The organism is Blastocatellia bacterium, assembly GCA_025054955.1.
Classification (GTDB): domain Bacteria; phylum Acidobacteriota; class Blastocatellia; order HR10; family J050; genus JANWZE01.
The window spans coordinates 19,731-32,293 of sequence record JANWZE010000085.1 but is presented as its reverse complement, the minus strand read 5'-3'; the positions used below and the strand labels follow the sequence as shown (position 1 = coordinate 32,293).

10 protein-coding genes are annotated in these 12,563 nt (G+C 56.5%); 5 read left to right on the top strand and 5 right to left on the bottom strand.

The annotated features are described in order from the left end of the window. Positions 1-356: 356 nt before the first annotated feature. The 3 genes from NZ823_11095 (at position 357) to NZ823_11085 (ending at position 3,096) form a co-directional block, all read left to right on the top strand. Positions 357-851 (top strand): Uma2 family endonuclease, encoded by a 495-nt coding sequence (locus NZ823_11095; protein ID MCS6805670.1) that lies wholly within the window; start codon positions 357-359, stop codon positions 849-851. A 325-nt stretch (positions 852-1,176) separates the two neighbouring features. Beyond that, positions 1,177-1,701 carry a PaaI family thioesterase gene (locus NZ823_11090; GenBank protein MCS6805669.1) on the top strand — a complete coding sequence of 175 codons (525 nt, stop codon included), beginning with the start codon at positions 1,177-1,179 and terminating at the stop codon, positions 1,699-1,701. Between the two features lie 159 nt (positions 1,702-1,860). Beyond that, the gene (locus tag NZ823_11085) at positions 1,861-3,096 is read left to right on the top strand and encodes an acetyl-CoA C-acetyltransferase (GenBank protein MCS6805668.1); all 1,236 of its coding nucleotides are present in this window, start codon (positions 1,861-1,863) and stop codon (positions 3,094-3,096) included. A gap of 251 nt (positions 3,097-3,347) precedes the next feature. Here the strand turns inward: NZ823_11085 and NZ823_11080 are convergent, their stop codons facing one another. From NZ823_11080 to NZ823_11060, 5 genes are all read right to left on the bottom strand, one after another. Beyond that, positions 3,348-3,959, bottom strand: a complete 612-nt coding sequence (locus tag NZ823_11080; GenBank protein ID MCS6805667.1) for a hypothetical protein — start codon at positions 3,957-3,959, stop codon at positions 3,348-3,350. Positions 3,960-4,537: 578 nt separating this feature from the next. Further along, positions 4,538-5,566 carry a kinase gene (locus NZ823_11075; GenBank protein ID MCS6805666.1) on the bottom strand — a complete coding sequence of 343 codons (1,029 nt, stop codon included), beginning with the start codon at positions 5,564-5,566 and terminating at the stop codon, positions 4,538-4,540. Then, positions 5,563-6,123: an HAD family hydrolase gene (locus NZ823_11070; GenBank protein ID MCS6805665.1), complete on the bottom strand. Its 561-nt coding sequence runs from the start codon at positions 6,121-6,123 to the stop codon at positions 5,563-5,565. Before NZ823_11070 ends, NZ823_11075 begins: the two co-directional genes overlap by 4 nt. Next, on the bottom strand, positions 6,120-6,857 hold the full coding sequence (locus NZ823_11065) for a nucleotidyltransferase family protein (GenBank protein MCS6805664.1): 738 nt from the start codon (positions 6,855-6,857) through the stop codon (positions 6,120-6,122). The genes NZ823_11070 and NZ823_11065 overlap by 4 nt, the downstream gene beginning before the upstream one ends. Before the next feature lie 15 nt (positions 6,858-6,872). Beyond that, positions 6,873-7,811 carry an NAD(P)-dependent oxidoreductase gene (locus NZ823_11060; GenBank protein MCS6805663.1) on the bottom strand — a complete coding sequence of 313 codons (939 nt, stop codon included), beginning with the start codon at positions 7,809-7,811 and terminating at the stop codon, positions 6,873-6,875. A 922-nt stretch (positions 7,812-8,733) separates the two neighbouring features. Here NZ823_11060 and NZ823_11055 point away from each other — a divergent pair. Both NZ823_11055 and NZ823_11050 read left to right on the top strand, forming a co-directional pair. After that, the gene (locus tag NZ823_11055) at positions 8,734-9,303 is read left to right on the top strand and encodes a hypothetical protein (protein MCS6805662.1); all 570 of its coding nucleotides are present in this window, start codon (positions 8,734-8,736) and stop codon (positions 9,301-9,303) included. Positions 9,304-10,409: 1,106 nt separating this feature from the next. Continuing rightward, positions 10,410-12,398, top strand: a complete 1,989-nt coding sequence (locus NZ823_11050; protein ID MCS6805661.1) for a ribonuclease R — start codon at positions 10,410-10,412, stop codon at positions 12,396-12,398. The last annotated feature ends 165 nt before the right edge of the window (positions 12,399-12,563 follow it).

The window sequence follows — 12,563 nt, the reverse complement described above, 5'->3', positions numbered from 1 at the left end:
AGCGGTTCTTTTAAGGACGGCATCACGAGGGTGGTCAGAGCAAGCCGTCGCGTAGCGACGAGTGAAAGCACCGCCTGAATGATTCAAATGTCGTCCGCGCGCGACGCCAACGCGATGTGCCGCCATCATGGGCAGGCTATGAATGAGCTGACGGCACTAACCGCCTCCCTGGCAGAATGAAAAAACACTACCTTGAGCCATTGCGCTACCCGCGAGTCAGAAGGCGGAAAAATGGTGCTCCGTAATCACAGGCTCGCAGGACTCGCACAGAGGAGCCGGCTTGCATGAGGCTTCGACGGGAGACTTGCTCGATTCACCGGCTTATGCTTAACTCGGTAACCTTGGGAAATACGACGATGGATAAAAAATTCTTACGCGCAGATGAGCTGGGCATTCGTCTTGAGATTGTCGGTGGTCTGCCCATCTGGGAGCCGCATCCGGTCTGGAAGCACCAGAAGGCCGTTGATCGCATCCGTGCGACGATTGAACGAGGCTCACAACCATCTGAGCCAGTCGCAACCTGCGAATGTATTCACGCCGCCGATATATACATCAGCTTTCCCGACGGTTCACTGAAGCGTCCGGACATTGCCATCTTTTGCCGCGAGCCTGACGAAGAAGAAGAAGCCGTGACGCTGATTCCTGAGGCGGTCATTGAAGTGATCAGCAAGGGGCATGAGGCCAAGGACCTGGAAATCGGGCCTCATTTTTACTTGTCTCAAGGAGTCAAGGATGTGGTGGTGTTCGATCCATACACGCTGTTAGTATTGCATGTTCGGCGCGATCGAGTAACCCGCCACGTATCGCCCGTGGCGATCCAGTTCGAATGCGGTTGTCGGTGCACAGTGTGAACTAGCAATCGAGCTCAATACCGAGGTTCAGCGGGCGAAGGCGAAACGGCCACCTGCAAAATACGCAAGATGACGCCAAGGGAAAACCAATGATTGCTGACAACCGGCTCGCAATGAGGCATCAGGTAATCTTTCACGAGCTGGAGGCGCTGGACGAGTTGGCGGAGGTCTTCATTTCGGACGGCGACGCAGGGCGCCCGATGACATTGTCGAGTCATCGGTCACGTTCAAGCTGGTTCGTGCTGTTGTGTTGAAGCATTTGCCGCACCATGCGGCGCAGATTGAAGCCTGGCGACAAAAACTGGACGATATGTGAGGTGATGACATGAAACGTGAGCGCACGATTACATGGGCAGACCCGCAGGCGGTGGCTGCCACGGCGAGGCAGATGAGCGGCCTGGAATACCTACAAGCGATCCAGCGGCAACAGCTCCCAGCTCCGCCGATTGCCTCGTTGATGGGATACGATCTGGTTGAGGTCAGCCCCGGACGTGTTGTGTTTGTCGTTTCGCCGCACGAATGCCATTACAATCCACTGGGAGTCGTGCATGGCGGGCTGCTGGCGACGGTGATGGATTCGGCGATGGCCTGCGCGATTCATACGATGTTGCCCCGTGGCGAAGGCAGCACGACCCTTGAGCTTCATGTGAACTACGTCCGCGCGGTGACGATCCAGACCGGGCCTCTTCGTTGTGAAGGCGAAGTCATTTATCGAGGCGGTCGCATTGCAACGGCGCAGGCGCGGGTGTTTGACCAATCCGGCCTGCTCTATGCCCACGGGACGACAACGTGCCTGATCTTCCGTCTGAGTCAAGACAGCGGCACGCCCAATCAACAGGCAAATTCCTAAAGAGGCAATCAGCATGACGTTGTGCATCCCTGAACATGTTTCAACCAACAGCCCAACCGCGCAAGGGAGTCTATCTGCTCAGGTGCGTCGCGAACCATGTGACAGGTTCGCCGTGCTGAAACAAAAATCTCAGCTTTATCTAACGGAGGAGATTTGAACATGACAACGGCTTACATTATTGATGCTGTACGAACGCCACGTGGGCGTGGCAAGGCCGGCAAGGGCGCGCTTTCCGGCATTCATCCACAGGAATTGCTCGCTCAAACACTGAACCACCTTGTCGAGCGTGCTGGCATTCCCAAAGACGATGTTGACGATGTCGTCATTGGCTGCGTCACGCAAGCGGGCGAGCAAGGCGCTGGCATTGCTCGCAACGCGGTGTTGACGGCAGGCTGGCCACTGCAAGTGACGGCTGTGACGTTGAACCGGTTTTGCGGTTCCGGCTTGCAGGCTGTCAACTTTGCTGCGATGGGCGTCATGTCGGGCGCTCAGGATGTCGTCATTGGCGGCGGCGTTGAAAGCATGTCGCGTGTACCGATGGGCGCAGATGGCGCCGGCATTGACGGCAACAATCCGCTGCTTCGACAAAAGCATTTCCAGGTGCCACAAGGCATCAGCGCCGACCTGATTGCCACACTCGAAGGTTTTTCACGCGAGGACGTTGACCGGTTTGCGCTGGAATCTCAACGTCGGGCGGCCCGCGCTCAGAAAGAGGGACGGTTTAGCAAAAGCCTATTCCCGGTGAAGAATCCTGAAACAGGCGAGGTGGCGCTTGCTGTTGATGAGCATCCCCGACCGGAGACGACGTTGGAAGCCTTGGCTGGGCTATCGCCATCGTTTGCTGAACTGGGCATGATGCCGGCTGGCCCAAATGGCGAGACGCTTGATCAAATCGCCATGCAGCGGTATCCGCAAGTCAAATCCATCAACCATGTTCACACGGCAGGCAATTCCAGTGGCATTGTGGATGGAGCCGCTGTTGTGCTGCTGGCCTCGGAGCGTTATGTCAAGGCGCATGGCCTGAAGCCCCGAGCGCGCATTCGTGCGATGGCCACGTATGGCGACGAACCGATCATCATGCTCACCGCTCCAACGCCGGCTTCACAGAAGGCACTGGCCAAAGCCGGTATGAGCGCCAACGATATTGATCTGTGGGAGATCAACGAAGCGTTCGCCGTCGTGCCGCTTCAAGTCATGCGCAATTTGAACCTCGATCATGCTAAGGTCAACGTCAATGGCGGCGCCATTGCGCTTGGTCATCCGCTGGGAGCCACCGGCGCTTGTTTACTGGGGACGGCGCTCGATGAGTTGGAACGATCCGGTCTTGGCACGGCGCTGATCACGTTGTGCATCGGCGGCGGGCAGGGCATCGCCACAATTATCGAGCGTGTCTGACCGTCGAGGCATCAACCTTCACCTTTCGATGACAAACTATGAACTGATTCATGGTGGTTGAATGGTCTGCTGGTGGGCAACGCCGCCGGTCACGCGGATGAGCCGTATCGCTCATTGCCGCCACTCAAGCGCATGATGTTAGCCAGGTGATGTGGTCCGATGCCCCGCCGGCCCTTCGGTGTGCATCGTTTCCTCGTCCACACGCTAGCCGCTCCGGCGGGGGTTGGGCTTGCTGGAACGAAATGAGTCGCTCAGACCGTAAACTCAGCGCCTACGCTGCGGAAGAAGAAGCGATGGTCCAGCGGCTCAACGCCAGCGGCAATGCCAATCGAGATGCCAATGCCATTAAACACAGAGGGCGTCCCCGGGATGGCGAAGACCTGATTAGGACGATTACCGCTCAGGCCAAGGCCATCGAAAATGGCGATCCGGGTTGCCGCATCCCACACGTGCACATTGGACACAAAGGCATCAACGCTCGCTGTGGAGAAATTGAGAATCACGCGCAGGATTCTCAACCGCTGGTTGTTCACGATCACCGGAGTGGGAATGCCAAAATGGACCCAGTTGAGCGAGCCAGCTCTCGGCTCGATGTCCACGTGAAAGCCAAGGTAGGTTATTCGCCTCACCCGATCCGGGAATTCGATATGAGCGGTATGGCCATGGATCCAACTGGCATAGGTTACTGGTTGCGCGTGAACAGCGGGCTCATGACCGATCAACGCCCCTGCACCCAAGCCCAGCACCAGGCCACCCCCAATCTTCAATACCTCACGGCGATCGGCGGAGGCGAGTGAGGGCCGCTCCTCATTTGCACGGTGATCATCCTTGAGAATGTCCATTGGTAGGTTTTGAGATGTCATAGGTTAAGTTCCTCCCTGTGAAGATTCGGCTAGTGTGTATTTCGGAAACCGGGCTGCTCGCATTTTATAGAGTCCTACAGGAGGCAGTCAAATGACGTATAGCTCCTTCTTGGTTTTTTGCCCTTAAGAGCATGGCACAGGCAATTCCTGCCTGTGGCGTTTTCATCGTTTCTGGGCGTCGTCCAGACGGCATGTAGAACTCCTCCGAAAATCGCCCACGAAACACACGAACCTCACGAAAGAATTCTATTTTCATCGTTCGTGGCGTGCGTTTGCACATGGGCGATTCCTCTGAAATAACATGTGAGCGATTCCTCGGAAACACCACTAATGAACACAGATGGACAGTACCAATTGCGGGTTGAAGAATTCGGTCCTAGCCGCTCACACGCATTCTACGCGGGGGCCCACAGCGAGGCCCCCATACAGGCCTGCCCGCTTTCCGGGCAAAAACGCGAGCCCAGAGCCACCCTGTACGGGCGGCTCGCCGTGGCCGCCCGACTCCTCCGAAAATCGCCCACGAAACACACGAACCTCACGAAAGCATTCTCTGTTCATCCTTCGTGGCGAGCTTCAGCTCAGGAGGATTCCCTTGCAGCGCGATGACGACTCACGTTCGTTGGTTGATAAAATAGGAGTGTGCTGCCGGTATGGTCGAACGCCACTTCAACGCGTCGCCATGGACGCAGCGCCTGTTCGACGGCCTGTTGTTTTGCCGGTTCCACGATCAGGAGCAAGAATCCGCCGCCGCCGGCGCCGAGCAATTTCCCGCCGATAGCTCCTGCCTGACGCGCGCAATCGTAACCCTGGTCTATCGCTGCCGTTGAAATTTTGCTGGAGAGTCGCCGCTTGGCCATCCAGGCACAGTGTAAGAGCTCGCCAAAGAGACTGATCGGATGTCCGTTGATCAGCACGTCCAACCCTTGAGTGACGAGGCTGCTCAGATAGCTGAGATCGGTCGCATTGATGCCTTGTTTAGTGCGTTCCAGTTGCTCCTCGAGCACTTCGTGGGCGTGGCGGCTGATGCCCGTGTAAAAGAGCATCATGTGCGACTGTAGCTCGCTCAGGCGTTGCGGCGGCAGCGGCACTGGCGAGACGCGCACATGGCCGTCGCGCTCGAATTGCAAGTGGACCAATCCGCCATAAGCGCAGGTATACTGATCCTGCACGCCGACCCGTTCGCCGATCACCTGCTGCTCAACATAGACAGCTTCGGCGGCCAACTGCTCTGCGCTGACCAACTCGCCTTTGAGCGCGTGAAGCGCATGCAAGAGTCCCACGGTGAATGAAGATGACGAGCCGAGTCCGGTCCGAGCAGGCAGATCGCCGACGTAGTGCACCTCAAGATGCCCGTCGAGGCCGAGAAATTGGAGGCAGCCGCGCACCGCCGGATGCTCGATCTGATCCACACCGCTGACCAATTCGGTGCGCGAGTAACTGACACGGATGGTATGCTCAAACAATTGGGCCAGCCGATTGACGATCACATAGGAATACTTATCAATGGCCACACCCAAGGTCTGACCGCCGTGCTGGCGGAAGTAATCGGGATAATCCGTCCCGCCCCCCAGGAAGCTGACCCGTAATGGCGTTTTCGTGATGATCATTCCACTCTCTTCTGCTGATTGGCTATCAGCTCGGCAATCACACGCGCCGCGTGTTGCAAATCGTCAACGACATAGTCCGGCTGCGCCGTTCCATCGGCAGCGACACGAGCGCCGTACCCTGTCCGAACCAACAGCGTGGTTGCCCCGATGCGCCGTCCCAGTTCAATATCACAGACATTATCTCCAATCACAAACGAGCCAGACAGCTCAGCTTGCCACTCGGCGGCTGCCTGCTGAGCCAGGCCCGGCGCCGGCTTGCGGCACACACAGCCATCATCAGGATGATGTGGACACACATAAATGGCATCCAAGGACGCCCCCTGTTCCTCAAGCAAGGCGCATAAGCGCCGGTGAATCTGCTCGAGCGTGCGCCGGTCCATGTAGCCACGCGCAATCGCCGATTGATTCGTTACGACAACGACCGTGAGACCGAGCTGCCGCATCTGGAGAATCCCTTCAGCCGCCGCCGGCAACAGTTCGACTTGATCGGGAGATGACAGGTAGTGCTTCTCCACATTGATCGTCCCGTCTCGATCAAGTAACACCAACGACCTCATGCTTCGGCCTCGTTCATCCAATCAGGCAAGAGCGATTGAGCCAGCGTGTACGTCTCCGGCGTCCCGATGTCAATGAACGGGTCTGCGGCGACCAGACCGTACAATCGTTGGCCAATCATGCGTGGCAAGACATCGCGCTCGAGCGAGAGCGGCGAGCCAGGCGGAATCATTTGCAGCACGGCTTGATCCATGACGTAGAGGCCTGCATTGATCAAACCGGCCTGCTGATGGCGCTTTTCACCGAAACTGATGATCGTTCCATCAGCAGCAAGCGTCACCGAGCCGAATCGCGCGCGGGACGGAACCTCAACCAGACACAGGGTCATACGCGCCTGTTTCGCCCGATGAAATTGAACCAAGGTAGATAGGTCTGCTTGCACGAGTGAGTCGCCGTTCAAGACGCAGAGCGGATTAGACCTGACATAGGATTCTGCTTGCTTGATGGCTCCGGCTGTGCCCAATGGCCGGTCTTCACACGAATAGCGAATCTCGAGCTGCCATGCTCTGCCGTCTTGACAGTAGGCTTCGATCTCGGCTGCGCCAAAGCCGGTGCACAAGACCACGTCACGGACATGTTGTCGCTGAAGGTATCGCAACAGGTAATGCAAGAATGGATGACCGGCAATCGGGGCTAATGCCTTGGGTCTCTCACCAATAACCGCACGCAGCCGCGTTCCCAACCCGCCGCACAGCACCAACGTGGTCATACTACTGAGATCGAGAGCCGCTTGCATCTGTCATGCGCCGCATCAGACGTTGGTCAAGTGCTTGCGCCCCAGCATGCGATACCCTTTCAACAGCTCTTCAATCCCTTGGTCCAGTGAACGTCGCGCTTCAAAGCCCGCTTCACGCAGCCGCTGATTCGAGACAATGTAATTCCGCTTGTCGGGATCGCTGCCCACCGAGGCAAAGTGAATATAGAAATTTGGTACATGCTCTTTGATCTTCAGCGCCAGCTCTTCTTTGGATAAATTCGCGTCATCCAACCCAACATTGTACGTCCGCCCGACCATCCGCTCGGCATGCTCCAAGCAGTGAAGGAAGCAATCGGCCACGTCACGAATGTGGATATAGTTGCGCTTGAAATCCTTTTCGAAGATCACAATATAGCCGTCCGTCACGGCAGCATAGACGAAGTGATTGACCAGCAAGTCGAGCCGCATTCGTGGCGACATCCCAAAGACGGTTGCCAGACGCAGCGTGATCGTATTGGGGCTGTCCAGCAAGTGAGCCTCTGCTTCGACCTTCGTCCGACCGTAGAGGGTGATCGGCTCCAGCGGCGTCTCTTCCGAGCAGTAGACATCGCCCGAACGAGTCCCGTAGCCGCTGTTGGTCGTCGGGAATACAACTAACTGCTGTGGACTGCGTAGCCGATTGAGCAATCGAATCGCGTCAACGTTGACTGATTGAGCCAACCACGGATCGCGATCACACGCGGGCGCTCCTACAATAGCGGCCAGCGGAATCAACGCATCCGCCCTGTTAATCAACGGGCGCATCACCTGTTCATCCCGCGCATCGCCGAATACGAAATCAAAGGCCGGATGCGCACAGAGATGAAACAACGAATGCTGCCCATACATCAGGTTATCAACAACTGTCACCCGATAGCCGGCCTTCAGTAAATGTTCGGTCAAGACAGACCCTAAATATCCAGCGCCGCCGGTGACCAGCACATGCTGCTTCATGAAGAATCCTCGCTCTGGTGTTAATTTCTATTCGCCTACTTCACGGCGTGAGAGGGGCATTGAGGCAGGCTGCCGCCATTGGTGTAATCGCGCGTTACACAACTCGTAGGACCCCCCTGGCTTGCTTCAAAAGAAGGTAGCGACACACGCTTATGGCGCAACCCTTCATCGGTGCAGTTTTGCGCCCTCTCTTTCACGTGTCACCCGACTAGAACGTGCCTCATCATCCACTACGACTGACTAGGAGATGAAGAACCGCCTACCCTATGTTTAGGAATAAAATTACTCAAGCTCGTCCCCTACCTCCGTAAAAAGTTATAATTTTAGCGGCTTTAAGGTTATACCGAGCACGTTGGTTAAGTCAAGATGGAATGCCTACCACTTGGAGAGCACGAGTCATTTTCAGCGACGAGAGAATGCTTGACAAATCGGCTGTTTATTGCCAAGGGCAAGCGGGGCATTTTTCCCAGCATGGAGCAAGAGAGGCCCATGCACGAACGCTTATGACGACCATGCGACATCGCCTGTAGGAAGGCAGGATCACAAATGTCACATAGGCCTTGAGCAAACGGGCCATGTCGTGGCCTCTGTTCAGACGCGCCCATAAGCGAACCGGCGAGCAAGCGAGTTGGTTCGTTGCCTACCCCCGCTTGGGTCAAAGGGCTTCGGCGCGGTTGACATATTGAGCATCTTTTGGTACACCCTTCCAGGAAATCATTTATTGGGGAGTCGCCCATGAGTTCCGGGCGCACCACGAAGCATGAATACCTGGGAACGCCCAGGTCCAGCAAGCTCAATGGGCACGTCAGGAGTGTGCGCTCCCATGGATTTTCCGGGCGATCACAGAATGCGCCGATTTTACCAAAGAAAATCAGTGTGAATCCCGCGCAATCTGTGGCCATCTTCATAAGGAGTAACGACGATGAGACACAAAGCACTTATAACGATTATATGCTTGATACTTGGCCTGACACTTTCTCTGCCGGAGGCTTCTTTGGCCACCACTGAGTGGATGTGGTGTCATGGTCATAGCGCCAAGCTTGAATTTCCTGAGAGAACCGACTGGATGCTCTATCGTGGTTGGGGATTAGATTTCCATCAGAAACAGGGATTCGACAACTGGGTCCATTTTGCTGTCCCGACATCAGCTCGACTCGATGCTCTGACGGTCAGGGCGCGGTATCTGAGAATCCGGTTCTGGGCCACAGCCGAGAGCACATATCAGTGGCCGGTTATCACCGATGTTCACGTCTACAACGGTGAGACCCGTGTCCACCAGTTTTCTAACCTGAACTGGAGGGGCACCGGAAGCTGGCAAACCAAAGAACTTGATCTGGGCAGCCTGATGTCGTTCGACCGCGGCCTCGGTATCTCAGTCAGGGTTAGAGCGGAGTACATCATCGGCAAAGACGAAGCCGAGGACCAAGCTGAAGCGATGCAGGAAAGGTACCGGTTCATGTTTGCCGGGGCCGGGGCTCGGTTTGAATGGTAACCGGCTTGTCACTCGGTGATGCTTTGATTGAATGATCACCCAGCAGAGCCTGGCATGAACCGCGACCGGCTTCTGACCGAGCCAAATCTGAATAGGCTCAAGCGCATCGCTTTCGGTTGAGCAAGCGCATTAGCACGGCCAATGCGGCGAGGTTCTCTCCGGGTTCTAAAGAGGAGCGTTTGCCACCATAGAAGCGTGTGATCTGCGCCGGTGGTGCAGACCGCGCCAAATGAGGGGTGTTTCTTGTGATCGCGGAGTAATGCTTTGAAGAATCTTCCTTGCATGACCGGAATGGAAGCTTTTTCGCAAAGGCACGCAAGGTAGCTCGGTGCGCCTCTTCAAGGCGCAGATGTATGGACTATGGCTTCTCCAGACGCTGCACATCTGGCTACGTTCGCTCGCTGTCTACCACCGTTGCTCTCATGCTCGCTCGGATTCAGCACGTTAAACTTCAGACCTCAAACCTGCAACGCCTGAAACACCAGCTCATGGCGGCGCATTTGGCCGCGCAAGCAGCCCGCCACACGATAGCCAGACGCGCAACGTCTGCGCCACCAGAGCAACCAATGGCGGCGCGTTGCAGACGCGCCAGACGAAGACCGTTTCTGGGGAGCGGTTGAACAGGATGAACGAATTCACAGAGAACCCGTGGCGCTTCTTCAACGGCTCAGTAACGTGACAAAAGTTCGTGACGTTTTTGGAGTGCTGCGACGTGTCGCAGCTTTGGCCGGACAGCGGTGACACGTCACCACACGCCGAAACGTCCCGTCCCTTCAATCCGTCCCCCAAAATGTCCCGGAACTCTTGTCCACCTACTCGGCGATTGGGGAGGGATCACGACTCTTTGGCAAAAGCCTGCTGGTGGGATAAAATGGCGCTTCATGATAGCACTGAGCCATGAGAGATCACGGCGACTGAACGGCCGTATTGAATCAAACCGACGGGAGAAGCAGTTAGCAGCTCATCATCACAAGCATATACATGAATCGCCTGGCGCTGCTTTCTCGGCAAGCCTGAAGGGCGGAAAGCTACTGAGTCATCACAAGCGTATCAATGAGCCACACGGCGCTGGCCGGTCGCGTGAGCATGAGGATGAGTGATTGAACATGACTGACTACCAAGGAAAACTCATCGAATATCTGGACGGAGTCGGCGTTCGATTCGGCGTGGTCACGCGTCAGGCCGGCGACAAACTTCACGTGACCGACGAACGGGGCAAGCATGAACGCATCTCGCTCAATCACGTGATCGCTGTTCACAGCTCTGACCGACTGACCAGCGAGCCGGATGCGGTGATTTCTCAGCTCAAGTCGCACATTGAAGCGATCAAGGCGGAGATTGACACCGAATTTCTTTGGGAAAGCACAGTGGATGAAGCGCGAGAATATGAGCTGGCGGAACTGACCCGCAGTTACTTTGGCCAGGCGGATGCCATACGTCAATCGGCATTGTTCCGCGCCTTGATGGACGACTCGCTGCGCTTTAAGCGTCACGGAATTCGCTTCACGCCGCGCACGCGACAGCACGTTGCTGACCAGATCACTGCGACGCGCCGACGCCAGGAGAAGGAAGCGTTCCGCCAACAAGCCTTGGAATGGATTCGAGCCGTGTTAACGACAGATGGCACGTGTGACGTGCCGCCGGCGATGGCCGGACTGCTTCAACAAACCGAAGACTTCCTGCTGCGCCAGAAAACCAATGACGCAACGGCGCTCCTGAGGGAGGCGCACGAGGACCTCACAGCGAAGGAAGCGGCGTTTGAATTACTCGTCAAGACCGGTCGCCTGGATGCGCAAGCAGACCCGCTGCTGGTCATCGCTGGCATCGAGGAACGCTTTCCACGGCGCGTGCTGGAGCAGGCTGAGCGACTCGTCCCATTCCAACCAAATGATGCCCGACGCGATTTCACCGCGTTGATCACCGTCAGCATTGATGATGAAGAAACCCGCGAAGTGGATGATGCCTTGACAATTGAACGTCTCAGTGACCGATGGCGCGTAGGGATTCACATCGCCGATGTGGCTCACTTTGTCAGCAAAGATGATCCGCTCGACCAGGAAGCCTACCGCCGCAGCGCCTCGATTTACTTGCCCACGCGCACGGTGACCATGTTTCCCGAACGGCTCAGCTATGATCTGGCCAGCCTCAATCAAGACCAGTGGCGACCAACGATGAGTTTCGAAGTTGACTTCGACGCCAACGCGCGCGTGCTGGATTGGCAAGTGTCACGCGGTCAAATTCGCGTCACGCATCGGCTCAGCTACGCGCAAGTTGATCAAATGCTGCAGGCGCAGCCCGACGGACTGTTGACTGAGCAGCTTCATCATCTGGCTGCGTTGACGCCAAACCTGATCAGTCAACGCTTGGCCGCCGGCGCCATCATCATTCGTCGGCCACAATTGAAAATCTACGTCAAAGATGACCAGATCACCGTGAAAGTGCTCGATCCCAACTCGCCCAGCCGTCAGTTAATCAGTGAAATGATGATTCTGGCCAACAGGCTCGCGGCGCAATATGCCGCGCGGGAAGGCGTCCCGCTGATCTACCGCACGCAGGATGCGCCTGACGGGGAGCCGGGCTTTTACGGCGCTGAATCCGGCTATGATCCGGTCAGCGTCATGAAGGCGCTCCGGGGCATGCGACGCTCGCGACTGTCGCTGTCGCCTCAGCCGCACGCCGGGTTGGGCCTGGACGCTTACACTCAATTGACCTCGCCGATTCGTCGCTTCTCCGACGTGGTCATTCAACGACAAATAGCCGCTGCCCTGGCCGGTGAGCCGCTGCCTTATGAAAAAGAAGAATTGCTGTATGTGTTGGGAGCCGCCGAATCAGCCGAACGCGACATGCGTGCCATCGAACGACAGGCCGTCAATTATTGGGCGCTGGAATATCTGGCGCGACAACCTGCCGACAGCCGACATCACGGTTGGATTCTCGAAGAGACGAAGGGCGGATACGTGGTCGAACTCGACGGCCTGTTCATTCACGGCTTTCTGACCACCAAAGCGCAGCATGAGCCGGGCGATTACCTCGCGCTGTGCATTGAGCAGGTTGATCCTAAGAAAAGTGTGCTGCGGCTCAGAGAACCGAGCTAATACCAATCGTCCGAAGCAAAGGCCATGTGTGAGTCAGGAGTTAGGAGTTAGGAGTCAGGAGTTAGCAGTCAGGAGTTAGGAGTTAGCAGTCACGAGCCAGGGGTCAGCAGCCAGAAGCTAAGTAACGTGACAAAAGTTCGTGACGTTGGAGTGCCGCGACGTGTC